The 26119-nt window shown below is 41.9% G+C and carries 23 protein-coding genes and 1 tRNA gene; 9 read left to right on the top strand and 15 right to left on the bottom strand.

Going from position 1 to position 26119, the window contains the following annotated elements:
• Positions 1–31: 31 nt before the first annotated feature.
• The 7 genes from NPE20_RS23100 to ilvD form a co-directional block, all read right to left on the bottom strand.
• Positions 32–823, bottom strand: a complete 792-nt coding sequence (locus NPE20_RS23100) for a methyltransferase domain-containing protein (protein WP_256541075.1) — start codon at positions 821–823, stop codon at positions 32–34.
• Between the two features lie 57 nt (positions 824–880).
• Positions 881–1471, bottom strand: a complete 591-nt coding sequence (gene leuD, locus NPE20_RS23095) for a 3-isopropylmalate dehydratase small subunit (protein ID WP_256541074.1) — start codon at positions 1469–1471, stop codon at positions 881–883.
• Positions 1472–1570: 99 nt separating this feature from the next.
• A complete protein-coding gene (gene leuC / locus NPE20_RS23090; protein WP_256541073.1) occupies positions 1571–2989 on the bottom strand; it encodes a 3-isopropylmalate dehydratase large subunit in 1419 nt (472 codons plus the stop codon).
• 93 nt (positions 2990–3082) lie between these two features.
• On the bottom strand, positions 3083–4141 hold the full coding sequence (gene ilvC, locus NPE20_RS23085; protein ID WP_256541072.1) for a ketol-acid reductoisomerase: 1059 nt from the start codon (positions 4139–4141) through the stop codon (positions 3083–3085).
• 113 nt (positions 4142–4254) lie between these two features.
• The gene (gene ilvN / locus NPE20_RS23080) at positions 4255–4860 is read right to left on the bottom strand and encodes an acetolactate synthase small subunit (RefSeq protein ID WP_256541071.1); all 606 of its coding nucleotides are present in this window, start codon (positions 4858–4860) and stop codon (positions 4255–4257) included.
• Positions 4861–4910: 50 nt separating this feature from the next.
• Positions 4911–6665 carry a biosynthetic-type acetolactate synthase large subunit gene (ilvB, locus tag NPE20_RS23075; protein ID WP_256541070.1) on the bottom strand — a complete coding sequence of 585 codons (1755 nt, stop codon included), beginning with the start codon at positions 6663–6665 and terminating at the stop codon, positions 4911–4913.
• Positions 6666–6744: 79 nt separating this feature from the next.
• Positions 6745–8457, bottom strand: a complete 1713-nt coding sequence (gene ilvD / locus NPE20_RS23070) for a dihydroxy-acid dehydratase (RefSeq protein ID WP_256541069.1) — start codon at positions 8455–8457, stop codon at positions 6745–6747.
• A 385-nt stretch (positions 8458–8842) separates the two neighbouring features.
• On the opposite strand from ilvD, the gene NPE20_RS23065 reads away from it, so the two are divergent.
• Positions 8843–9766 carry a DUF6263 family protein gene (locus NPE20_RS23065; RefSeq protein WP_256541068.1) on the top strand — a complete coding sequence of 308 codons (924 nt, stop codon included), beginning with the start codon at positions 8843–8845 and terminating at the stop codon, positions 9764–9766.
• A 74-nt stretch (positions 9767–9840) separates the two neighbouring features.
• Here the strand turns inward: NPE20_RS23065 and atpC are convergent, their stop codons facing one another.
• The 4 genes from atpC to NPE20_RS23045 all read right to left on the bottom strand — a co-directional run bounded on the left by atpC (position 9841) and on the right by NPE20_RS23045 (position 15382).
• Positions 9841–10095, bottom strand: coding sequence for an ATP synthase F1 subunit epsilon (atpC, locus tag NPE20_RS23060; RefSeq protein ID WP_256541067.1), 255 nt, complete (start codon positions 10093–10095; stop codon positions 9841–9843).
• 150 nt (positions 10096–10245) lie between these two features.
• Complete coding sequence (atpD, locus tag NPE20_RS23055; RefSeq protein WP_256541066.1) at positions 10246–11751, bottom strand: F0F1 ATP synthase subunit beta; 1506 nt, start codon at positions 11749–11751, stop codon at positions 10246–10248.
• Between the two features lie 235 nt (positions 11752–11986).
• Entirely contained in the window at positions 11987–12970 is a 984-nt protein-coding gene (locus tag NPE20_RS23050; RefSeq protein WP_256541065.1) for an NAD(P)H-quinone oxidoreductase, read from the bottom strand.
• Between the two features lie 42 nt (positions 12971–13012).
• Complete coding sequence (locus NPE20_RS23045; RefSeq protein ID WP_256541064.1) at positions 13013–15382, bottom strand: ABC transporter permease; 2370 nt, start codon at positions 15380–15382, stop codon at positions 13013–13015.
• Between the two features lie 267 nt (positions 15383–15649).
• Between NPE20_RS23045 and NPE20_RS23040 the strand changes: the two genes are divergently transcribed.
• The 4 genes from NPE20_RS23040 to obgE all read left to right on the top strand — a co-directional run bounded on the left by NPE20_RS23040 (position 15650) and on the right by obgE (position 18033).
• Positions 15650–16111 (top strand): redoxin domain-containing protein, encoded by a 462-nt coding sequence (locus NPE20_RS23040; protein ID WP_256541063.1) that lies wholly within the window; start codon positions 15650–15652, stop codon positions 16109–16111.
• Positions 16112–16215: 104 nt separating this feature from the next.
• Positions 16216–16289 (top strand) — tRNA-Arg (locus tag NPE20_RS23035).
• A 56-nt stretch (positions 16290–16345) separates the two neighbouring features.
• Complete coding sequence (locus NPE20_RS23030) at positions 16346–16933, top strand: adenylate kinase (protein ID WP_256541062.1); 588 nt, start codon at positions 16346–16348, stop codon at positions 16931–16933.
• A 101-nt stretch (positions 16934–17034) separates the two neighbouring features.
• Positions 17035–18033 carry a GTPase ObgE gene (gene obgE, locus NPE20_RS23025; RefSeq protein WP_256541061.1) on the top strand — a complete coding sequence of 333 codons (999 nt, stop codon included), beginning with the start codon at positions 17035–17037 and terminating at the stop codon, positions 18031–18033.
• Here obgE and NPE20_RS23020 read toward each other — a convergent pair whose 3' ends face one another.
• From NPE20_RS23020 to NPE20_RS23005, 4 genes are read right to left on the bottom strand one after another with little or no spacing between them, the layout of a single operon-like run.
• Positions 18034–19614, bottom strand: coding sequence for a hypothetical protein (locus NPE20_RS23020; RefSeq protein WP_256541060.1), 1581 nt, complete (start codon positions 19612–19614; stop codon positions 18034–18036).
• 11 nt (positions 19615–19625) lie between these two features.
• Positions 19626–20177, bottom strand: coding sequence for a WcaF family extracellular polysaccharide biosynthesis acetyltransferase (locus NPE20_RS23015; RefSeq protein WP_256541059.1), 552 nt, complete (start codon positions 20175–20177; stop codon positions 19626–19628).
• A 57-nt stretch (positions 20178–20234) separates the two neighbouring features.
• Positions 20235–21824, bottom strand: a complete 1590-nt coding sequence (locus NPE20_RS23010; RefSeq protein ID WP_256541058.1) for a GumC family protein — start codon at positions 21822–21824, stop codon at positions 20235–20237.
• Entirely contained in the window at positions 21824–22603 is a 780-nt protein-coding gene (locus NPE20_RS23005) for a polysaccharide biosynthesis/export family protein (protein ID WP_256541057.1), read from the bottom strand. The genes NPE20_RS23010 and NPE20_RS23005 overlap by 1 nt, the downstream gene beginning before the upstream one ends.
• 90 nt (positions 22604–22693) lie before the next feature.
• Between NPE20_RS23005 and NPE20_RS23000 the strand changes: the two genes are divergently transcribed.
• The 4 genes from NPE20_RS23000 (at position 22694) to NPE20_RS22985 (ending at position 26085) form a co-directional block, all read left to right on the top strand.
• A complete protein-coding gene (locus NPE20_RS23000) occupies positions 22694–23440 on the top strand; it encodes a glycosyltransferase family 2 protein (protein ID WP_256541056.1) in 747 nt (248 codons plus the stop codon).
• 61 nt (positions 23441–23501) lie between these two features.
• Entirely contained in the window at positions 23502–24605 is a 1104-nt protein-coding gene (locus tag NPE20_RS22995; protein ID WP_256541055.1) for an MraY family glycosyltransferase, read from the top strand.
• Between the two features lie 50 nt (positions 24606–24655).
• Complete coding sequence (gene gap, locus NPE20_RS22990) at positions 24656–25651, top strand: type I glyceraldehyde-3-phosphate dehydrogenase (protein ID WP_256541054.1); 996 nt, start codon at positions 24656–24658, stop codon at positions 25649–25651.
• Positions 25651–26085 carry a GNAT family N-acetyltransferase gene (locus tag NPE20_RS22985; RefSeq protein WP_256541053.1) on the top strand — a complete coding sequence of 145 codons (435 nt, stop codon included), beginning with the start codon at positions 25651–25653 and terminating at the stop codon, positions 26083–26085. The genes gap and NPE20_RS22985 overlap by 1 nt, the downstream gene beginning before the upstream one ends.
• The last annotated feature ends 34 nt before the right edge of the window (positions 26086–26119 follow it).

Raw genomic sequence — 26119 nt, 5'->3', positions numbered from 1 at the left:
TTCGTACCTCGCAATGACGCGTTGTTATTGTTTATATTTTATTTACTCCGCGTACTTCTTTTAGTTTCATCACCATCAGTTGCGCGTCGCTTTCTATCCATTTGTTATAATCTTCGATGGCCTTTAAACGGTCGGCATCATCAATGTAACCTTCCTCAACCATCTGGGTTGATTTAGCTACTGACGACCAGATCCCTACTTTCGACAGGAAATTTGCATCGCCTTTTTTATAATATTCGTTGGCATCCAAAACCTCTACCTGGCTTAAACCAGCTTCGGTAAAGTAACCGGGCAGGTCTTCGGCAATGTGATTGTTCATGCCTGCATCGCCGCGCCATCTTAAAAAGGTGGCGTAAAACTGGCGCATACTTGCCGGTGGTTCGGGCTGCCATTCTAAAGCTTCGTGGTTATAATCCAGTACGGATAATATGCCACCTGGCTTCAGCATGCTTTTTAATTTTACCACTGCTTCCTGCGGATTATTCAACCATTGCAGCACCCTCGCGGCTACTATCAGGTCAAATTTTTCTGTTGGTTCAAACGAGAACAGATCGGCATGTATAAGCCCCAGGTTGGTAACATCAGCATATGTTTCTTTACCACTTTCGATAAAGTATGCTGTATTATCTATCCCGGTTACATGTCCCGTTGAACCAACCTTTTGAGCGATGCCTTTAGAGATAGCCCCGGTTCCGCAACCGATATCCAGCACGCGCCAGCCTTGCTTAAGCAGGGGAGGTAGTGTGGCATAATCAGCTTCCAGGCTGCGTTCGTCAAATAACTTCGCCGTGCCTTCGCCTTCCCGTTTTATCTCTTTGTTCATTACTTCGTTGTCATTGGGTCATTAGTCATTGAGTCATTAGGCTCAATGTAATACACATTACTTAGCAGCTTCAAATTCTTCAACCAATTCCTTTTTGCTCAGGATGTAGTCGATATCATCGTAACCGTTGGTCATGCAGGCTTTTTTGTAAGGATTAACCTCAAAGCTTTCTTGTTCGCCGGTTGCTACAATTTTTATGAACTGGTCAACCAGGTCAATCTCTATTACCGCGTGCGGATCAGCATCAATCACCTCGAAGAGTTTCTTCAAAAAATCATCGCTAACCTGTACGGGCAGTAAACCATTATTTAGGGCATTGCCTTTAAAAATATCAGCGAAAAAGCTGCTTACAACAGCATCAAAGCCATAATCGGCCAGTGCCCAGGCAGCATGCTCGCGGCTGCTGCCGCAACCAAAGTTTTTACCCGCAACCAGTATTTTACCACTGTAAATAGGGTTGTTTAGTACAAAATCTTGTTTCGGGTTGCCATCGTTATCAAAACGCCAGTCGCGAAACAGGTTATTGCCAAAGCCCTCGCGGGTGGTGGCTTTTAAAAACCGGGCAGGGATGATCTGGTCCGTATCGATATTCTCGATTGGCAAAGGCACCACGCTGGTTTGTATGTGTTTAAAAATCTTTGTTGCCATCTTAATTAATTTTTATTAGGTGTCATGCTGAGGCTCTCGAAGCATGCGGGCAAAGGCCTTTACGCACGCCCTTCGACAAGCTCAGGGTGACAGCGCTTATTAGCCTACTAACTCCTCATCTTTCAAAAAATCTCTTATATCCGTAACCTTACCCGTAATTGCACTTGCTGCCGCGGTTAACGGGCTTGCCAGGAATGTACGTGAGTTTGGCCCTTGCCTGCCTTCAAAGTTCCTGTTTGAGGTGGATACGCAGTATTTACCTGCCGGGATCTTATCTTCATTCATGCCCAGGCATGCACTGCAGCCCGGTTCGCGTAATGGGAAACCTGCCGCGTCAAAGATCTTATCCAGACCTTCACGAATGGCTTGTTCCTGTACTTGCTTAGAGCCGGGAACCACCCAAACGGTAACATTATCTGCCTTGTGCTTGCCTTTAACAAACTCGGCAACCTGGCGCAGGTCTTCAATACGGCTGTTGGTACAGCTGCCTATGAAAACGTAATCGATAGGTTTGCCTAACAACTGCTCATCATCGTGCAAGCCCATGTAATCAAGGGCTTTTTTGTATGAGCCTTGTTCCTTAGCTTCAAAAGAAGCAGTTTCGGGAACGTGTTGCGTAACGCCAATACCCATACCCGGATTTGTTCCGTAGGTGATCATTGGCTCAATATCTTCGGCTTTAAAGCTTAGTACGCTGTCAAACTCAGCATCTTCATCAGAATACAAAGTTTGCCAGTAAGCTACTGCCTTGTCCCACTCTTCGCCTTTAGGGGCAAATTCGCGGCCTTTTACGTAGTTAATGGTGGTTTCGTCAGGCGCGATCAATCCGCAACGGGCACCCATTTCGATGCTCATGTTACAGATGGTCATACGGCCTTCCATGCTTAACGCGCGGATGGTATCGCCGGCATATTCTACAGCATAACCGGTACCGCCAGCGGCAGAGATCTGCGAGATGATGTAAAGGATGATATCCTTTGCGCCAACACCGTTTTGCAATTTGCCGTTCACCTCGATCTTCATCCTTTTAGGGCGCGATTGCAGTAAACATTGGGTAGCCATAACCTGCTCAACCTGTGAGGTGCCTATACCAAACGCTATAGCACCAAAGGCGCCGTGTGTTGAAGTGTGGCTGTCGCCGCAAACATAAGTACCACCCGGACGAGTGATGCCCAGTTCGGGGCCTATAACGTGGACGATACCCTGGAATGGATGCCCCAAACCGTAAAGTTCGATGCCGAACTCCGCGCAGTTTTTGGTGAGCATATCAACCTGGTATCGGGAAAGTTCTTCTTTAATGGGTAAGTGCTGGTCCCAGGTTGGGACGTTGTGATCGGCCGTGGCAACGGTTTGTTGTGGCCTAAAAACCGGTAACCCTCTGTTACGCAAACCATCAAATGCCTGCGGACTGGTTACCTCGTGAATGAAATGTGTGTCGATGTATAAAATATCAGGAAAGCCCTCGTTGCTACTGACGACGTGTGCATCCCAAATTTTATCGAATAATGTTTGTCCCATAATAGTATCAAGTAAATAGTATCAAGTATCAAGTAGTTAGTTCAAGTCGCTGATTAATCGTGCTACTTGATACTAACTACTCAGTACTAAAACTTATGCTTCTACAGCTTGGTTTTCGGGGCGTAAACTGCGTACAGTTTTGCCTGCCTGCCATAATTCACTTTCACGTAATTCTGCTAATTCAGCATCAAGTTTTTCGCGGTAATCTGGTTTGCTGTTGCTGTCGATTGATTTTTGTGATTCAACGCCAGTTGCAACACTTTTGTACAGGTCTTCGAATACCGGTTTAGTGGCATCACGGAATTTTTTCCACCAGTCTAAAGCGCCACGTTGTGCAGTGGTAGAGCAGTTAGCATACATCCAGTCCATACCGTTTTCTGCAACTAATGGCATTAACGATTGGGTAAGCTCTTCAACAGTTTCGTTGAACGATTCAGAAGGTGAGTGGCCGTTAGCACGCAATACTTCGTATTGTGCAGCAAAAATACCCTGGATACAACCCATTAGCGTACCACGCTCGCCGGTTAAATCACTGTATACTTCTTTACGGAAATCAGTTTCGAAAAGGTAACCGCTACCAACAGCAATACCTAAAGCGATAACACGCTCAAAAGCTTTACCTGTAGCATCCTGGAAGATAGCGTAGCTTGAATTTAAGCCACGGCCTTGCAGGAACATACGGCGTAATGATGTGCCCGATCCTTTAGGGGCAACCAAAAATACATCCACATCCGCAGGAGGAACGATGCCGGTTTGCTCGTTAAAAGTGATACCAAAACCGTGAGAAAAGTAAAGTGCTTTACCCGGGGTTAAGTGTTTTTTAACAGTTGGCCATAAAGCTATCTGCGCAGCATCGCTTAACAAATAACAAATAACAGTTCCTTTTTCAAGTGCTTCTTCAATTTCAAAAAGGGTTTCGCCCGGTACAAAGCCATCATTAACAGCTTTATCCCATGTTTTTGTGCCTTTACGCTGGCCAACAATTACGTTAATGCCATTGTCTTTTTGATTGAGCGCCTGGCCCGGACCTTGAACACCGTAGCCAATTACTGCTACAACTTCATTTTTTAATACTTCCTGAGCTTTTGCTAAAGGGAACTCTTCGCGGGTTACTACATTTTCTTCACTACCGCCGAAATTTAGTTTTGCCATTGTTTTACTTTTTGTGATTACACCGATGTTTTGTTGATTACACCGACTTTGCTTTTATTTTTTAATTAAGATTTTACTTTTTATTCTTCAGCTCTCCTTCAGGGGCTGGGGTGTTACATCGTAAATACCTTTTGTCCTTTATTCAGGTATTCGTTTTCGATAACGTCTTCGCCCGGTTCTAATCTTTCAAATTCACGCAGTTTGCTGTTAAAGCCTTCACTGTCTTTGATGATGGCTACGCGTGCACTGCGTACAAATTCTATCAGTCCGTAAGGCTGTAAAATGCTGATCAGGTTATCGGTTTCTTCGCGATGACCGGTTGTTTCAAACACCGTATAATCTTTACGAAGCACTACCACACGGGCGCCGTTCTCGCGCAGCAAGCGCTCAACGCTTACACGCTCGGCAATTACATCGGTAGATACTTTGTAAAGCGCCAGTTCCTGCCAGATCACATCTTCATTGGTGTGATAATATACTTTAAGTACCTCTACCTGTTTTTCTATCTGGCGGGTTAGCTTGCGCACTACCTCTTCAGATTCTGTTATCACGATATTAAAGCGGTGAATACTCTCGACCTCAGAAGGAGAGGTATTCAGGCTGTCAATATTGATCTTGCGACGGGTGAATATTATGGCAATACGGTTCAGCAAACCAATCTGGTTCTCGGTATAAACCGTTATGTTAAATTCCTGCTTCTCGTTATCTTGATTTTCCATGTTGTTTCTTTGTTTTAAGTCCTCTCCTTTGGAGAGGATTTAGGTGAGGCCTATTTTAACCTGATCTCGCTTACACTGCAACCTTGGGGTACCATAGGGAATACGTTATTCTCTTTGGTAACCATTACTTCTAAAAGGAATGATCCTTTATTGTTCAGCATTTCGTTTAATGCCGATGGAAGGTCTTTCCGGTCGTCAATTACTTTGCCCGGGATGCGGTAAGCTGCGGCCAACGCCACAAAGTCAGGGCTTTGAATATCCACGAAAGAGTAACGGCGAGAGTTAAACAGTTCCTGCCACTGGCGAACCATACCCAGGAAACGGTTATTAAGGATGATGATCTTTACATCGATGCCGCTTTGCATAATGGTACCCAACTCCTGGCAGGTCATCTGGAAACCGCCATCGCCAATAATGGCAACTACAGTACGGTTTTGCCCGCCAAACTTAGCGCCAATGGCTGCAGGCAGGGCAAAGCCCATAGTACCTAAACCACCGCTGGTAACGTTACTGCGGGTATTATTAAACTGCGCGTAACGGCAGGCCACCATCTGGTGCTGGCCAACATCGGTTACTATAATAGCTTCCCCTTTGGTAATTTCATTCAGTTGTTTTATTACCTCGCCCATGGTCATTTCGGCCGTGGTGGGGTTCAATTCTTTTTCAATTACCTGCTCAACTTCCTGGCGGGTGTAGTCCTTGAACTTGTCATGCCATTCGGTATGTTCTTTTTTATCAACCAAAGCGGTAAGCATCGGCAGGGTTTCTTTACAATCGCCCCAAACGGGTACGGTTGATTTTACGTTCTTGTCGATCTCGGCAGGGTCAATATCCAAATGGACAACCTTTGCCTGTTTCGCGTATTTATCAAGGCGGCCGGTTACGCGGTCATCAAAACGCATACCTATGGCAATAAGCACATCGCACTCGTTTGTTAAAACGTTAGGGCCATAGTTACCGTGCATACCCAGCATACCTACGTTAAGCGGGTGATCTGTTGGGATAGCGCCTGCACCTAAAACCGTCCATGCTGATGGGATGCCACTTTTTTCGACAAATGTCTTAAACTCCTGCTCGGCGCTGCCTAATATTACGCCCTGTCCCCATATAATAAATGGTTTTTTTGCTGAATTAATTAATTCGGCTGCTTCCTGTATATATTGCGGGCGAACGATAGGTTTTGGCCTGTAGCTGCGGATATGATCGCATTTGGTGTATCCCGTGTAATCAAATTTCTGGATCTGCGCGTTCTTGGTGATATCTATTAATACCGGGCCCGGCCTGCCACTTTTAGCAATATAAAATGCCTTGGCAATAACCTCGGGGATCTCGGTAGCATCAGTTACCTGGTAGTTCCATTTGGTAACCGGGGTAGTGATGTTTATTACGTCTGTTTCCTGGAAGGCATCGGTACCTAAAAGATGAGCGAAAACTTGCCCGGTGATACAAACTAATGGTGTGCTGTCTATCTGCGCATCGGCTAAGCCGGTAACTAAATTTGTAGCGCCGGGCCCGCTTGTAGCAAATACAACACCTACTTTGCCAGATGTACGCGCATAACCCTGACCTGCATGGATACCCCCTTGCTCATGGCGAACAAGGATGTGGTTCAGCTTGTCGCTATAATCATACAATGCATCGTAAATAGGCATAATAGCGCCGCCGGGGTAACCAAAAATGGTTTCCACACCTTCCACAATCAGCGCTTCTAATAATGCTTCCGATCCTGAAACTTCTACTACTGGAGATTTCACCGATTTTTCTGTGATCTCACCGATTTGTTGTGTGATTGTTTGTGTTTCCATTTATTCTATGATTACACCGATGCTTTTTGCTTACACCGATTTGTTAGTCTTTTATCTTTTAGTTCTGTCTTTAATCCTGTTAAGGCATTTCATCCGTTACGCAACCTTCGGCAGCATTGCTTACGGTTTTTGCGTATCTGTACAAAAGCCCTTTGCTTACCTTTAAAGCCGGTTGTTTCCATGCGGCTTTGCGTGCAGCAAACTCTTCGTCGCTTATCATTACATTAATGGTGCGGTTTATGGCATCAATAAATATCCTGTCCTCATCCTTCACAAAGGCAATACCCCCGCCGTCATAAGCTTCCGGCGTAATGTGACCGACGACAAAACCGTGGGTACCGCCACTAAACCTGCCATCTGTAATTAATGCTACCGAACTACCCAGGCCCGCGCCAAATATGGCAGAGGTTGGTTTCAGCATTTCGGGCATACCCGGTGCGCCTTTAGGGCCCACGTTGCGGATAACCACCACATCGCCTTTTTTAACAAAGCCGCTTTGTATGCCATGTATCAATTCAAACTCACCATCAAACACACGGGCAGGGCCTTCAAAGCTGGTGCCTTCCTTACCGGTGATCTTGGCAACGCTGCCGCCTTCGGCCAAATTGCCGTATAGTATTTGTAAGTGACCGGTTGTCTTGATAGGGTTCTCGGCCGGGAATATTATTTTCTGACTTTCAAAATCCAGTTCAGGAACATCAGCCAAATTTTCTGCAATGGTTTTTCCTGTAACGGTAAGGCAATCGCCATTTAACCAGCCCTGTGCAAGGCAGTATTTCATTACTGCAGGTACACCGCCAATGTTGTGCAGGTCTTCCATCATGTACTTGCCGCTTGGCTTCATATCGGCCAGTACCGGGATGCGGTTACTTACGGTTTGGAAATCATCCTGCGTAACTTTTACACCAACACTTTTGGCCATTGCAATCAAGTGCAATACCGCGTTGGTACTTCCACCTAACACCATAATAACCACTATCGCGTTCTCGAAAGCTTCGCGGGTCATGATGTCTGATGGTTTTATATCTTTCTCTAATAGTATTTTTATCGCTTTACCGGCAGCTAAACATTCTGCTTTCTTGTCCTCGCTTAATGCAGGGTTTGATGATGAATAAGGCAAGCTCATACCTAACGCCTCAATTGCGGCAGCCATGGTGTTAGCCGTATAGATACCACCACAGGCACCCGCGCTTGGACAGGCATTTTTTATTACGCCTACAAAATCTTCAGGAGTAATTTGCCCGGCTATCTTTTTACCCAAAGCCTCAAAAGCCGAAACAATGTTCAGGTCTTCGCCTTTCCAGTGCCCAGGTTTTATTGTACCACCATATACCATTATAGACGGGCGGTTTAAACGGCCCATTGCCATAATAGAGCCCGGCATATTTTTATCACATCCCGGCAGGGTAATTAATCCATCATAATATTGAGCGCCGGTAACGGCCTCAATAGAGTCGGCAATGATATCACGGCTCATTAATGAGTAGCGCATACCTTCGGTACCATTGCTCATGCCATCGCTCACACCTATAGTGTGAAATATCAGACCTACCATATCTTCATCCCAGATACCCTGTTTAACCAGCTTGGCCAGATCATTCAGGTGCATATTACAGGTATTGCCATCATAACCCATACTGGCTACGCCTACCTGGGCTTTTTGCATATCATCATCGGTAAGACCTATACCATAAAGCATAGCCTTGGCCGCAGGCTGGGTTTCATCCTGTGTAAAGGTTTTACTGTACTTATTTATCTCTACAGCGTTTGTAGTATCTGATGATGAACTCATTTTTATAAAGCGTTTTTTATCTCTTGTTGCGGCCAAAATGGCTTTAACAATTAAGGTTGTATTGTGTATTTGTAAGTTAGAGATAGCTATATAGAATAGCAATAGTTTAAAATTTTATTTTAAAAAAGTATATAATTCTGTATTAAGTATATTATCAATATTATGTATTGTATTTACATGTAAATATACAATTATATTTTTAGTAGTTTATACCAAAGTTTAAAACGGTATTCGGTATGTTTTTTATGCATGCATAGTAAGTTGTCAAAATTCGGCGTGAAATAGGGGTTGGTGGCCTCAAAATTTGATTACATCCGCATTATATAAACATCATTTGTTATCCCTGAAAACTATCAGCATATTTACTACTCATTAGAAAGAATACATGAAAAAAACCTTTACCTTATTATTACTACTAATAACCGTTAGCAGCTACGCGCAAAAAGTTAAACTTGAACTCAAGCTTCAAAAAGACAGCACCTACTATTTAACAATGAATGCCAAAATGGATATCGATCAGTTTATCCAGGGTACGCACCAAATAGTAAAAACCACCATAACCGGAAAAATGGCGCATAAAGTTGTAGCCGTACAGGATACTATTTACGATATGGATGTAATTTATAAAAACCTTGCTATGAATATGGAGATAGGTGGAAAAGCAATGAGTTTTGACAGCGAAGGCGATACCTCAAACATTTTCTCCAAAGTGATGAAAAACTTGACAGGTAAATCTTTTACCATAGTAATGAGTAAAAGGGGACAAATAGTTGCTGTTAAAAACACCGAACACCTATTCGAAAACATGTTTAAGGGTTTCCCGCCTATAGACGAGCAGAAAAAAGCACAATTGCTCACCCAGTTTCAACAATCCTTCGGCGCTAAAACAATTAAAGGTAATCTGCAGGAATCATTTGTTATTTTCCCTAAAACGGCAATTGGAGTTAAAAGCGTTTGGACAAACCAAACGAATATGGAAGCCGCAGCTATTTCGGCCAAAACCAAAACTACTTTTACTTTAGATAATATTACCGATGACAATTACGAAATAAGTGGGACAGCGATAATAATGCCTGATAAAGCCCCGGCATATAAAAATACTAACAACTTTTTTATGCGCTTATTAAATGTTGCCGGTACTAATACCACTAAAATAAAGATCGACAAAAAAACAGGCTGGATAACCCAGTCAACCGTTGCCAAACATATAAAAGGGGATGTTGAGCTAAAGAAAACTTTAGAAGAGCCGGTTATGATAACTTACCCAATGGTAATTGATGCCAATATGGAAACCACCGGTAAAAACTAAGGAACGAAATTTCAAAGAACAAAAAAAAGTCCGGCCAATACTGACCGGACTTTCTACTATCAGTATAAAAAGTTCTATTTGTGAATAATACCTTCGGCTAATACGGTAACCTTATTATTTAAGGCTTCTACCACACCACCCTTTATAAAAAATATTTCTTCTTTAACACCGGCAGCACCGCGTATGGTAAGCTTGCCATCATTTAAAGTAGAAATGATAGGGGCGTGGTTATTCAAGATCTCTAAAAATCCTAATGTACCAGGTAAGGTAACCGAGGTAGCCTCGCCTTCGTAAACTTTTTTATCAGGAGTAAGAATTTCTAATGTCATCTGTTTTAGATATGAGATATGAGATGTGAGATGTGAGACAACTGCCTGTGATCTTTGAATCTTATACCTGTCCTTATATGTTATTTAGAAGGTGAGATATTAGATTTGAAATTTATTCTATCTCAAATCTAATATCTCACATCTCAAATCTTAGTTATTGGCTTCAGCCAATAGCTTTTTGCCTTTTTCAATAGCATCTTCAATGCTGCCTACAAGGTTAAATGCTGCTTCAGGGTATTCATCAACTTCGCCATCCATGATCATGTTAAAACCTTTGATGGTATCTTTAATGTCAACCAATACACCTTTTAAACCGGTGAACTGCTCAGCAACAAAGAATGGCTGTGAAAGGAAACGCTGAACACGGCGTGCGCGTGATACAACTAATTTATCTTCCTCAGAAAGCTCGTCCATACCTAAGATGGCAATGATATCCTGTAACTCTTTGTAACGTTGTAAAGTTTCTTTAACACGTTGAGCGGTATTGTAATGCTCATCGCCTAAGATAGCTGCGCTAAGGATACGCGAAGTAGAATCCAATGGATCTACCGCTGGGTAGATACCAAGCTCGGCAATTTTACGTGAAAGTACTGTTGTAGCATCTAAGTGGGCAAATGTTGTTGCCGGTGCAGGGTCAGTTAAATCATCCGCAGGTACGTAAACGGCCTGTACAGATGTAATTGAACCACGTTTTGTTGATGTGATACGCTCTTGCATGGTACCCATTTCAGTTGCCAGTGTTGGCTGGTAACCTACCGCAGATGGCATACGGCCTAATAGTGCCGATACCTCAGAACCTGCTTGTGTAAAGCGGAAAATGTTATCAATAAAGAATAAGATATCACGGCCTTTACCTTCTGCATCACCATCGCGGAAATATTCTGCAAGGGTTAAACCTGAAAGTGCCACACGTGCACGTGCACCCGGAGGCTCGTTCATTTGTCCGAAAACGAATGTTGCTTTTGATTCTTTTAAAGCTTCAGGATCGATCTTGGTCAGATCCCATCCGCCTGCTTCCATAGAATGCATAAATGCATCACCATATTTTATAATGCCCGATTCAAGCATCTCGCGTAGTAAATCGTTACCTTCACGGGTACGCTCACCTACACCTGCAAATACAGATAAACCTGCATAAGCTTTCGCGATGTTATTGATCAGTTCTTGAATTAATACTGTTTTACCAACACCGGCACCACCAAACAAACCAATTTTACCACCTTTTACATAAGGCTCTAAAAGGTCAATTACTTTGATACCTGTAAACAAAGCTTCGGTTTCGGTAGATAGATCTTCGAAACGTGGAGGAGTTGCGTGGATAGGGCGGCCATTAGCTTTATCCAGATTAGGGATACCATCAATTGCATCACCAACTACGTTAAATACACGGCCTTTGATACCTTCACCAACCGGCATTTTAATAGCAGCTTCGGTATCTAAAACCTTCATGCCGCGCAGCAAACCGTCGGTTGAATCCATGGCGATTGCACGCACACGGTCTTCACCTAAATGTTGCTGAACTTCTAAAATAATTTTTTGTCCGTTGTCTTTTGTGATCTCAAGCGCATCATAAATTTTAGGAAGATGTGCATCATCAGCGAAACTTACGTCAACTACCGGACCGATGATCCGTGATATTTTTCCAATGTTTGGCATATATAACCTGGTATTTAAAGAATTTAAAATGAAACAGGTATCGTTTATGTTACACGCTACTATTTCAGAGGCGCAAAGTTAAGGTTTATTGCCAAATATTAAAATACCAGAACGAGATTTTTTAGGTGGAAAATTAGTTTAGTGTTAACGGTTTGAAATTTGCCTGTTTTTCATGTGAAAAAATGCAATTTTTTTAAATATTGGGGCTGCAAATTTCTACTTTCAAGTCCTGTTTTTATTCAAAACTCAGCATTATCTTACCCATATGCTCACTGCTTTCCATCAGCTGGTGGGCTTTTGAAGCTTCGGCAGCAGGGAAAATTTTGTAGATAACAGGTTTTATTTTGCCCGATGCCAGTAAAGGCCATATGTGTTTTTCCAGGTTTTGGGCTATAGCGCTTTTAAATTCCACATCCCTTGCCCGTAACATGGAGCCGGTTATGTTAATGCGTTTGCGCATTACTTCAGATAGATCAACTTCAGCAGTTTTGCCTTTCATACTATTGATAAGTACCAGGCGCCCTTCGCTGGCCAGGCTTCTTATGTTTAAAGGCGTGTAATCGCCGCCAATCATATCCAGTATTACATCAGCGCCTCTACCATTAGTGAGCTTGTTTATCGCTTCGCTAAAATTTTCCTCATTATAGTTGATGGCTTTTGCAGCGCCCAGATCTTCGCAGAATTTACACTTTTCGGTACTGCCTGCGGTAACATAAACCGTACTGCCCAGCGCTGTTGCCATTTGTATAGCCGCAACACCGATACCGCTCGAACCACCATGCACCAGCAGGCTTTCGCCGGGTTGCAGGATTGCACGGTCAAACACATTGCTCCAAACGGTAAAGAAAGTTTCGGGCAGGGAGGCCGCTTCTGCAAAGGATAAGTTATCCGGTACAGGCAGGCATTGTCCTTCTGGTGCATTGCAGTATTCTGCGTAACCGCCACCAATTACAAGGGCACATACTTTATCACCAACCCTCCATCGTTTAACATCGGCGCCCACAGCGGTAATAATACCGGCTATCTCTAACCCCGGGATATCTTTTGATGAACCTGCAGGCGGGGGATAGTTACCTTTGCGCTGCGCTACATCCGGGCGGTTTATGCCTGCTGCCATTACTTTTACCAGTACTTCGTTCGCGGTATAAGCAGGTACAGGCTTTTCGGTCAATTGCAAAACTTCCGGCCCACCGGGTTGGGTTATGGTAATGGCTTTCATGTCAACAATAATAGCTTTTATGTTGAATATGTTTGCGGATGCTTACTCGCTCTTTAAACTATCTGCCGGGTTAGCAACCGCTGCTTTAAAAGATTGTGTGCTGATGGTTGCAAAGGCAATAACAACAGCCCCAATACCGGCAATAGCTACAACCCACCATTGCATGTTCTGGCGATAAGCAAAGCCCTCCAGCCATTTGTGCATGGCCAGCCAGGCAAGCGGTGCTGCTATGATAAATGATATAAGTACCAGTTTAATAAAATCTTTTGACAGCATACCCACTATGGCAGATACACTTGCGCCCAAAACCTTGCGGATGCCAATTTCCTTGTTGCGCTGTTCGGCGGCGTAGGCAGCAAGACTAAACAAACCGAGGCTGGCAATAACAACCGCAAGCGTAGTAAATATCAGGAATAGCTTGCCCATGCGTTGCTCATTGTTGTACATGGCATTAAAATCTTCGTCCATAAACGAATACTCAAATTGCTGATTTGGGGCCAGAGCCTTCCACTTATTTTCCAGCTTATTCATCAGTGCAGATAAATTACCAGTGCTTATTTTGATGCTTAATGATGCCATATCATCGCTCGTCATTGTCATTACAAGCGGGGTAACGTTATCTTTTAACGAGTTAAAATTAAAGTCTTTTACTACTCCGATTATGTGGTATTCTCTGTTTATATTTATGATCTTCTCCGAAGGGTCGCCGTTATATCCGAGCATTTTTCCCGCTGTTTCGTTGATGATCAGGGCAGACGAATCTGTTAAAAACTGATCAGAAAAATTTCTGCCTTGTACCAGCTTCATTCCCATTGTGTTTAAATAATCTTTATCCACTCTCCAAAACTCTGTCTGGACTGATTTTCCTGATATAGCGGATAGCGTATTTGTCCACCTGAGGGTGCCTGTTGGTAAAAAGCTGCTTAATGTGGCATCAATTACTTCCGGCAATTGCTTAACTTCCTGTTTTAGGGTTTGAGGATTAGCCAATGCACCCGCGTTTTTTACAATGAGTACCTGGTTACGGTTAAAACCCAGATCTTTATTTTTTATATAGGCAAGCTGATTATAAACAACCAATGTACTTATGATCAAAAAAATAGATATGGAGAATTGGAAGACAACCAAAAAACTCCTTAAGGTACTGCCCTTAAAACCTGCCGATAACTTGCCCTTTAAAACATCGATAGGCTGAAAGGCGGATAGGAAGAATGCCGGGTAACCACCTGCCAGTATGCCTACCACTGCAACTATAATTAATAACGATGGCAGTAGCCACATAAAAGTTTGCGTGGTTATAACTAAATTTTTACCAGACATTTGATTGAACAATGGCAGTAAAGCCCATGCTGCCAACACTGCTATTACTGTTGCAATAATGGTTACCAAAACAGATTCGGAAAGGAATTGGGCAATCAAATATTTGCGGGGCGATCCTAAAATCTTGCGCACGCCTACTTCACGTGCACGATTGGCGGAGCGGGCTGTTGAAAGGTTCATGAAATTAATGCAGGCCAGTATCAATATGAAAATAGCTATGGCCAAAAATATATAGATGTATTGTATATCACCATTAACCCCAAGCTCCCGCTGCCTGTTCGATTGCAAATGGATATCTTTTAGTGGAGTTAAATTAAGCTTAATATAATTGCCTTTTGCCACAAACTTATCATAATTAAAAGCTTCGGTATTCATGTTTCTTCGTGCCAGGGCATCAAATTTCCCTTCCAGTAGTTTATGGTCACTTCCCGCTTTAAGCAAAATATAAGTGTTAAAGCTAAAGTGTGCCCAACTGTTATCATGATTGGGCGCAAGTGCCAGGAAAAAATCAGCCTTAAAGTGCGATTGCCTGGGCATATCTTCCATAACTCCCGTTACTTTATAGGCAGTGCTGTCAGTAACCATAGAAATGGTTTTACCAACGGCATTAGTAGTACTAAAATATTTTAATGCAGCGCTTTTGCTGATAACAATTGAGTTTGGTTCTGCAAGTGCGGTTTTAGTGTCGCCCTCCATTAATGGGAGGCTCAAAATGCTAAAGATGGTTGGGTCACAATAAAAAACCGTCTTCTCCTCTATGATCTCATCGTTTTTTTTAAAGCGGATATTTATAGCTGCGGATAACCTCGCCGAGCTCTCGACTTCGGGAAATTCTTTTGCCAGCGCACTTGCAACGGGTGGGGCGGCTATGGCAAATGAGGTTGTAGTACCGCCATATTTAAGATCCGTATTTACCCTGTAAATTCTATCGTATTTGGTATTGAACCTATCGTAACTAAGCTCATCAACCACATAAAACACAATAAGCAGGCAGATTGTTAAACCCAGGGCAAGCCCCAAAACATTTATAAAAGTAAAACCCTTGTTTTTTAAGAGACTCCGGAAGGCTGTTTTAAGGAAGTTTTTTAGCATGGTTATAGATTTTATTGCAGGTTGTTAAGTAAAGTAAATCTATAACTAAATATTTAGTTATTCAAATTAATTATCACACAGTCTTACTATTAATTATCAGGTATTATCCCCACAACTAAAGTAAGCGGAAGAACGATACCCAATTGTTAAATAAAATTAAACTAAATATTTAGTTTAAAAAGAATTTTATTGAAAACCTATAAATAACATGGCTGTGATAAACGCGTGCTTATTTATTATTTTATTTGCATCACAAAAAACACAAGCATGTCAATAGCAATAGGCCAGGCCGCCCCACAGTTTACATTAACCTCATCAGAGCTTAAAGAAGTTTCGTTATCTGATTTTAAAGGTAAGAAAGTGGTTCTCCATTTTTTCCCGTTGGCGTTTACCGGTGTTTGCACTACGCAGCTTTGCACCATGCGCGATAGCTTTGGTTATTATGATGGCCTAAACGCGCAAATTTTAGGTATATCGGTCGATTCTCCATTCACCTTAGCTAAGTTTAAAGAGGAGAATAGTTACCAGTTTCCGTTACTATCAGATTTTAACAAGGAAATATCTGCGGCCTACGGCGCTTTGTACGAAGAGTTTGCTTTTGGTATGAAAGGAGTGAGCAAACGTGCTGCTTTTGTGATAGATGAGGATCAAAATATAGTGTATGCGGAGGTGTTAGAAAACGCCGGAGATTTACCTAATTTTGAGATTATTGCCGAAAAAGTAAAGTAATTTAACAAAAAGTTTGCAATGGATGCAGAAAATCCTATTTTTGCAGTCCTTTAAAAAAGGTCTTATATCTGTTAGTGATGTAAGAATTTTCAAATACTGAAAGCGCACTTGTAGCTCAATTGGATAGAGCATCTCACTACGGATGAGAAGGTTTGGGGTTCGAATCCCTACAAGTGCACACAAAATTAAGCCTTTCTGCAAAACCGGAAAGGCTTTTAACTTTAATCGCAAGGGATGCTTAACTTAGTTCTGTTTGGTCCGCCCGGTGCCGGGAAGGGTACTCAATCACAAAATCTTATCGAGAAATTTGGCTTAATTCACCTTTCAACAGGCGATTTGCTGCGTGGCGAAATTTCGCAAGGCACTAAACTGGGCCTGGAAGCAAAAAAACTGATGGACGAAGGTACTTTAGTACCTGATGAAGTGGTGATTGGGATGATCAGCAATAAGCTTGATGCTAATAAAGATGCAAAAGGCTTTATTTTTGATGGTTTTCCACGCACGGTTGCACAAGCCGAGGCTTTGGATGAATTGCTGATATCAAAAAACTCAGAAATATCCGGCATGATAGCGCTGGAGGTTACTGATGCCGAATTAGAACAACGCTTATTGCTTCGCGGTAAAAGCTCGGGCAGGCCGGATGATGCCAACCCGGAAGTTATCCGCAAGCGTATTAAGGAATATAATGATAAAACCGCACCGGTTGCAGGTTTTTATAAGAATCAAAATAAGTTTACAAGTATTAACGGCATAGGCGCGGTAGAAGAGATCTTCAAAAGCATCTGCAACGTTATTGATTTGTGGCTTGTAAATGTAAAATAATAGTCCGAAGGTCGGTAAAGTCCGGAAGTTAGTAAAGCAATTTTGTTTACTGTCTTTCGGATTTTCCGTCTAATAACTTTCCGACTCAAAACAAGAAAACTATGTCTCAAGGCTCAAATTTTGTTGATTACGTAAAGATATGCTGCCGTTCGGGACATGGTGGTCCGGGTTCATCGCACCTGCACCGTGATATTTTAACCTCAAAAGGCGGCCCGGATGGTGGGGATGGCGGCCGTGGGGGGCACGTTATTGTAAAAGGTAACGCCCAGTTATGGACATTGCTTCACCTTAAATTCCGCAAGCACGTTATTGCCGGCGATGGTGATTCTGGCGGTAGTTCGTTACGCTCGGGCAAAACCGGCCGCGACGAGATACTGGAAGTACCACTGGGTACCATAGCCAAAAATGCTGAAACGGGAGAAATACTATTCGAGATAAGCGCCGATGGCGAAACCAAAATATTATCAAAAGGCGGCAGGGGCGGCCAGGGTAACTGGCACTTTAAAACCGCTACGCAGCAAACCCCACGCTACTCGCAGCCCGGTGAAGATGGTGAAGAGGCATGGAATATACTTGAGCTTAAATTACTGGCCGATGTTGGTTTGGTGGGTTTCCCTAACGCGGGTAAATCAACCTTGCTTTCTGTGGTATCTGCTGCTAAGCCAGAGATTGCCGATTATGCCTTTACAACGCTTGTACCCAATTTAGGTATTGTGGCTTATCGTGATAACAAATCATTTGTTATGGCCGATATTCCCGGCATTATAGAGGGTGCATCGCAAGGTAAGGGATTAGGCATCCGGTTTCTGCGCCATATAGAGCGTAACTCGGTACTGCTGTTTATGGTTCCTGCTGATACCAATCGCACCATTAAAGAAGAATACAGCATACTTTTAAAAGAACTGAACGAGTATAACCCCGAACTGATGCACAAGCCGCGGGTATTAGCTATAACCAAATCGGATATGCTGGACGAGGAACTGCAGGAAGAGATGGAGAAGGAAGTACCGGCAGATATACCGTACGTGTTTATATCGTCAGTAGCTCAGAAAAATATTACCGAGCTTAAAGACCTGCTCTGGAAAGAGATAAACAAATAATTAACGGGCCTCTGTAGCAAAGTACAGCACATAATTATCGCTTAGCTCTTTAAGCGAAAACCCCTTATAACCGGGAAAAGATTTGAGAATCACATTTGCCCTTATACCGATATAGTATGAGGGCATTAATATGTATAATGGACCTGCATGGCCTTTGTGCAGGTATTCGTTAAAGTCTATATTGATGTCCTTATTCAGCTCGGGTAGCGTGATAACCCGGTTATGCCGGATCTCTAACCCAAGATCGGGGCTAAAAAATACAAAGATGGCGTCCTTATGCTTATCATCAAGTAGTTTAATGTAATTGAGACTTTGCTGATCTATAAACTGTTGGCCAACGCCCGATGTCCCGTAGGCAGTAAGATTTTTTAGGCCGTAATATCCTTTTAGATAAAATTCCACGGTAAAAAAAGCGATAAATAGAATTGCCAGTCCGAATATCAACTGACATACTAGTTTATAGCGGCTAAACAGGTATAATGTACCCGGTATTATTAGTAAGCCAACTATCCTGAAGTGCCTGGCCTCGTAAGAGATATCCAATTTGCGCATAAATGCCGAACTAAAAAATATTAAGGATACACCGTAAACCAGGATCAGGATCGATCTGTAATTTTTGTTTGGTACGTAGGCGCATATCGCGTAAATAAGTACAGCGCTTAAAACTGCCAATAGCAAAATAATGGATATAGCCCATGTGGGCGATAAAATGGGACTATCATTATGAAATATAAAGCCGTTCACCAGGTCATCTACAGAAAAACCTGAAAGTATTGGTGATGCTATAGGGAATGCAAGGGTTTTTAAGCTAATATCGATACCGTTTGAGCCGGAAGACGGATTAACACCTTTAGATAAGTATGCTAAAACAATAACAGCTACGGAAATAGCCGCAGGTACCCCCACCCAAAAACCTTTTAAGATCCAGCTTTTTATCCCTTTTAATCCTTTAGAGACCTGCAGCCATATAAATAAAAGCCCTGCAAAATAGATCCATATAAATGATGATTTGCAGATGAAGCCTATCCAACCAGAAAGCAGTACAAACAAAACAAGCTTCCAATCAGGCTTATCAAACACAAGGCAGCCATATAAGAACCAGCCTGCAAAAGCGAACAGCAGCGTTTCGCCGCCTATATAGAAAATGTAAGGAGTGAAAAACGCCTGCTGGCAAATAATAACAAGTAGACTTAAAGCGCTGATAATTGGTGTAAAGCCAGCTTTTTTAAAGAACAGATAAAAACCTGTGAGACCCAATATTTGGCAAAGGGCAGTAGTAACAGCAGCAGCCTGACCCGTATTTAACCCCAGCAATGCCTTGAAAAGGTAAGGAACCAAATATTGGCCCGGCGACCACCACGATATAAACTCAGTGCTATTTAGCGCTATGTTCTGTTGATCGGGCTTGGTGAGGATATTGAAACTGCCACCCATTTGCATTGACCGTAAAACCTGGAAGCCCCAGCTTGCATCGGGAAAGATAGCTGCAGGGGTTATAATTACCAATATGCCCAAAATAGTAACTATAGTAAATAGAGCGAACAGGATAGTTTTATGTATTGGCTTAGTATTGTTGGGCATAGTAGATATTGTTATTCAATAGTGCGCAGGCGAACCTTGACCGCCGGGTTACCCTGGTAAATATAATAAGGCTCCATATTTTTATTGACCACGGACCCACTGGTTAGCAGAGCGTGCGAGCCCGCGGTAATGCCCTGGTTAATAATAGCGCCACAGCCCATCCATACACCGTCTTCCAGTATAATGCTGCCTGTTATCAGATCAAACGATGTTTTTTTATAATTATGGCTACCGGTTTGCAAAATAGCGCCCTGTGATATGCATACATTGCTGCCTATGGTAACCAATAAAAGGTTATCTATCCAAACCCGTTCACCGATCCATGTATGGTTGCCAATTTTTAAGTGCCAGGCATATTTAATGTTTACGCCCGGTTTTATAACTACACCCTTACCAACCTGAGCACCAAATAAACGTAATAAAAACACTTTGAACGCGCTCACCGGCAATAAACCCGATCTGAAAAATATAGTATTAACGTAATACCATAAAGCACGTTTTATAGCACCGGCGCCGGGATGATAAGGGTGATTATTATATATAGAAAGATCAGTTTTTTGCATTTACAGAAATGGCTTTATCCTGGTAACGGGTGTAATAATATAAGCTTATTGCAATGATCATATATACAATGATATTGAAAATGTTTCTTTATCATAAATATAGGGGTTTAGTAACCGTATTAAAATGATCAGGCCAAGGCCTGCAGCTAAACCAAACATCATTGCCGAGCGGCGAATGCCATGCTCATCCGGTGATATGGGAGAAAAGTTAGCCTGGGCTTTCTCAATAATTGTTGCACCAGGCAGTATGCCCGCACGGCTTATCTGGGCCGAAAGTTTTTTCTCTGATAAAAATGATAAAACCTTTTCATTTACCTCATAGGGGCGGTTTAGGGCGATGAGATCACGCTCGGCAACCGGGAAAATAGATATTTGTTTATTAACCACCGCTAATTGCGATGTTAAATAATCCAGGTTTCGTTTTACAGTTGTGTAGGTAGCGTTAATGCTGTTTAAAGCATTGCCTTTTAGCTGTAAGATAGAGCGGTTAATATCCTGTATGGGTTGCGAATTGTAGTTATACGTTTTTAATAACTCATAACGCTGGTTAAGTAAGTTATCAAGCCTTTCTATTAAAGTAGTTAGTGCGGGGTCAATACCGCTACCGGCGTTAAAATTAAGGTTTACGTTGTTTTTTTCTTTATCTATCTGATCCCTTAACTGCTCAATAGCTATTAGCTGTAGCTTTAATATAGCTTGCTGCGATTCTATATCCTTTGCCTTGGATAAAGCTGTTTCGGCAGAAGAGCTAACCTCCATTAATTTATTTTTCTGCTTAAATTCCAGAATAGATTTTTCTGAACCCTTTACCGCACCTGACAGATACTTTAACTGATCATCAATAAAATTGATCATTTGGCTGGCCGATTGTGTTTTGCGGTTTCGGTCGTATATTAAATACTCCTTCATTATCGCGTTTAACACATCGGCAGCAAACTGTGGGTTTGCATCGGTTTGTTGCAATAAAAGTATGTTAGAGTTTTTTACCATTTCGCTGGTACGTAAACCGCCTCTTACACGGCCAATAAAATCTTCGGGGATATTAAATTTAAAAAGATATAAGGTGTTGTCGCCTATATAATCAGTAGGTTTTATGCTAAATGTAGTAGGCCCAACGGTAATTGGGGTATTGTATTTATAGGATTTGGAAACCTCTTTAGCGCCTGCTTTATAGGAAAGGTTAAAGCTGTTTTTATTAAGGGCTTTAAAAGTTATTATATCGCGGTAAAAATTTAAACTATCAAACTGTATGGTTTGTATATCAAGCGGTTTTAGGGGATATACCTCACTTGTGCGTACACGGCCTTCTATATAAAAGCTAATGTCGTAATCAAGGTCTTTAATGGCACTTAAAATAACCGTGGGGCTTTGTATTACCGATGTTTCGCTTTGTATTTTTGAAGGCCCCCTGTCAGAAGTGCTCATTACATTTACGAGGTCTGATATCTCCGACTTTTTTTCTTCCAGTTTCATTGTGCCGGATGTTGCAAATGTTTTGGGTGTGTACCACAAATAAACATATGACCACAGTATGAATATAAAAAGGGAACCTGCTATCCAGTACCAACGGCTTAATAATATTTTACCTATTTTAAAATAGTCAATTTCCTGGTTCGGTAATTTTTTTATGATCTTTTCGTCTTCCATTATTGCCTGCTAAGGGTAAAAATGATCAGCGCAGTGTTTAACAGCAACAGCGCAGGCTGCACCCATGTGTTAAAGTTTTGTAAGTTATCGGTACGTATAGCGCGTTTGTTTTGGGCAACATAAATTATATCGCCATTTTGCAATAAGGTTCTGGGGTCTGATAACGAGTTTAAATTACTCAAATCAATTTCGGTTACGTTTTGAGTTTTATTTTTGCCCCGTATAATTTTAATATTTTTCTCGTTTGCTGCAGGAGTTAACCCCCCTGCTTGTCCAATAAGTTCTACCAAAGTTGTATTGTCTTTTAAAATAGGGAAATTACCCGGTGATTTTACTTCGCCCAATAAAGTTACTTTTAAGTTAATTACCTTTAATTCAATTATAGGATCTTTTAACAGGCTTTTACGGTAAAGGTCTTCAATTAGTTTTGTTGCCTGTGTACGTGTTAAACCCGCAACCTGTATATGCCCTAGGGCCGGTAGTGCAACAGTACCATCTTCTTCCACCTGGAAAGTTTGCCCCTGCCCGGATGCAGAACCGCCATTGCTAACTGATGAATTAGAGGTGGGCGCCTCATCAACAATATACTTCAGGTTTTGAAGATTCCTGATCTGTAAAATATCCTGCGGTTGTATGTGATAGCTAATTGTAGCTGCAGTTTGTGATAGGGTATCGGCAATTGGCGCCTTTTTCTCGAAAAGTATTTGGTTTTGTTTATAGGAGCACGAACTGCCTAATATCATTATACCAACAAAACAAATAAAATATAATGCACGCATATCAAATAATTACCACACAATGTTATTAATAAATTAGGCAACGATTTCAAATTTACATATTTTGCACCTAAATAAACGTATTTTTCCAAAGTGCCCGGACTTAAAATATCTGTAATAACTGTTTCTTACAATGCCGAAAGAACCATTGAGCGATGTATACAATCGGTTATAAGTCAAAATTATAAGGATATCGGGTATATTATTATTGATGGCGGCTCAACAGATGGTACTGTTCCAATAATCGAAAAATATAAAAAGCACATTCAATTTCTTGTTTCAGAACCTGATAGGGGAATCTACGATGCCATGAATAAAGGGATAGCTCTGGCGCAGGGAGATGTTATTGGCATACTAAATGCCGATGATTTTTTTGCCGATGATCACGTTCTTAGCGATATAGCCACGGCGTTTACAAATCATAATACCGATATAGTTTACGGTGACCTGGATTATATAAAATTGGATGGGAGCGTTAGTCGTAAATGGCGTACGGGCCAATACAAAAAAGGGATGTTTAACCACGGCTGGATGCCGCCTCATCCGGCATTTTACTGTAAAAGAGAGCTGTTTAATAAATTTGGGAATTACAGCCTTGACTTCGGCACTGCTGCAGATTACGAATTAATGTTAAGATTTATTCACCTAAACCATTTATCAGTTTATTACGTACAAAGAGTATTGGTTAAAATGAGCATAGGAGGAGTTAGTAACAGCGGGATTAGTAATCGTATTAAAGCCTTATTTTTTGATGTGAAGGCCATGTACATTAATAAAATATTATTCCCGCCTATAACTCTGATATTCAAACCTTTAAGAAAACTTAAGCAGTTTTTTTAATTCTGAATAAATTGATACATTTACACCATATAACTGGCCCCCTGACAATTATATAACTTTGATGCTTGAAAATATAAGTACGTACTATTTTTTATATTATTTGTTAGTGGTAGCGTTATCAATTCTGATAACACTGTTATCTATCCCCTCAATATTACACGTTGCCCGCACAAGGCATTTATATGATGACGTTGGTCATTTTCGCAAACAGCACGATCACGGTATACCACGTTTAGGCGGGGTGGCCATATTCGTAAGTTTTACCATCACCCTTTTATTATTCAGCGTTATTGATAAAACCATACCGATTAGCTACCTGCTTACTGCCAGTATAGTTTTGTTTATAATGGGTTTAAAAGATGACCTTTCGGGCGTAAACTCCAGCACAAAGTTCCTGATACAATTTATAGTTGCAACTATACTTGTTATTTTAGGCGATATACGTTTTACCAGCATGTATGGCATATTTGGCGTTTATGATATCTCCTATATCACAAGCGCTATACTTTCCATTCTGTTTATCATCCTTATTATTAATGCCTTCAATCTCATCGATGGGATAGATGGGCTGGCAGGTACTACCTGTATTATTGTGAACGGTACATTCTCTGCACTGTTTATTTACATGAAACATTACGAACTGGCTGTAGTATCATTAACTATAGTAGGCGCCGTATTTGGTTTTTTACGCTATAACCTTACCCCGGCAAAAATTTTTATGGGCGATGCTGGTTCATTGCTAATAGGGCTTATATCGGCAATAATGGCCGTAAGGTTTATCGAATTAAATAAATCTAATACTATAACAACACCCGAGATAATTTCGGCGCCGGCATTAACATGTGCCATACTAATGGGGCCAATATTTGACACGCTGCGGGTATTTACACTACGTGTGCTGAACGGCAAATCACCTTTTATAGCCGATCGCAACCATATCCATCACCGTGTGTTAAGGCTTGGCTACACACACCTTCAGGCAACCCTTATTTTAAGCGGCATCAAAATCCTTTTAATTAGTACGGTATTATTGTTTGCCGGTTTGGGTAACTTCGATTTAATGGTGCTCATATTTTCAATATCACTACTGTTTAACTGGGCAGTAACCTTTTTACTGCGATCTAAAGAACGAGAAAACGTATCATTACGTAACCTGTTTATATAGCTTTAGCACCTGTTTAATTTTGCTAATTTTGCATCTTTAATTTAAATGTAATGAGGATTGCTATAAACGGCTTTGGCCGTATAGGCCGTATATTTCTAAGAACCATTCTTGCAAAACCAGGTATAGAAGTTATTGCTATAAATGACCAGGCCGATACTGCAACACTGGCCCATCTTTTTAAATATGATTCTGTACACCGTGGCTTTAAAGGTACGGTAACACACGATGAGGGTAATATTTACATTAACGGCAATAAAATAAAGGTGCTGCAGCAGGCCGACCCGGCATTATTACCGTGGGAGGATCTGAATATCGACCTTGTAATTGAATCAACCGGTAAATTTATAACGGCCGATGGTGCAACAAAACATCTTACAGCCGGGGCTAAACAGGTAATTATATCTGCCCCTGCGGGCGATAAAAGCGTACCCACCGTTGTACTGGCCGTGAATGACGGAGAGGTAGACCTGCGTTCGCCTATATTATCCAATGCATCGTGCACCACCAATAACGTGGCTACTATGGTGAAGATACTGGACGAAAACTGGGGCATAAAGGATGGTTATATCACCACAGTGCATTCGATGACCGGCGACCAAAACCTGCACGATGCACCGCATAAAGATCTGCGCAGGGCAAGGGCGGCTTCGGCATCTATTATCCCAACAACTACAGGTGCGGCCAAGGCTATCACCAATATTTTTCCGCACCTGGAGGGCAGGTTGGGTGGGGCAGGTATACGTGTACCGGTGCTAAACGGCTCATTAACCGATTTTACCTGCAGTTTGGATAAACAACCAACCGTAGCCGAAATAAACGCGGCTTTTAAAACCGCTGCAGACGGCCCTATGAAAAATGTGCTGGAGTACACCGAGGATCCAATAGTATCGACAGATATATTGGACAACCCGCATAGCTGCATTTTTGATGCGCAGCTTACTTCAATAGTGGGCGGTCTGGTAAAAGTTGTGGGCTGGTACGATAATGAGATGGGTTACTCCAGCCGGTTGGCAGACCTGGTTGAAAAAATAAGCCTGCTTAAATAATGATAAAATTTATAACCGTTGATGATGTGCTGCCCATCCGTAATGAGGTATTACGCGAAGGGAAACTAACCTTAGATGAATGCCGTTTCCCAAACGATGACCAGGAAGGGGCTTTTCATTTTGGTTTTTATATGGATGATGAACTGGCCTGCATCGCATCTTTTCATCCGCAAACGTATGGCGAGTTTAAAGGCAAGGCATACCAGCTGCGTGGCATGGCCACTACCGAAAAATACAGGGGCAAAGGATTAGGCAACCGTTTGGTGAATTTTGCAATAACCTACTTGCGTGGGCAAAAGGTAAACTACATTTGGTGCAATGCCCGTAAAAAGGCGTTTCAATTTTATTTAGGTGTGGGTTTCGAGGTGGTATCGCCTGAGTTTGAGGTGCCTGGTATAGGCCCCCACTATGTAATGTATGTTAAGATACAATGAAGTTTTAAGTAAAAACAAACACCTTTTTAACTTT

This window comes from Mucilaginibacter aquariorum (assembly GCF_024498135.1).
Lineage (GTDB): Bacteria > Bacteroidota > Bacteroidia > Sphingobacteriales > Sphingobacteriaceae > Mucilaginibacter > Mucilaginibacter aquariorum.
Note: the sequence above shows the minus strand (reverse complement) of the source record. Positions and strands in the feature narration are given on the sequence as shown.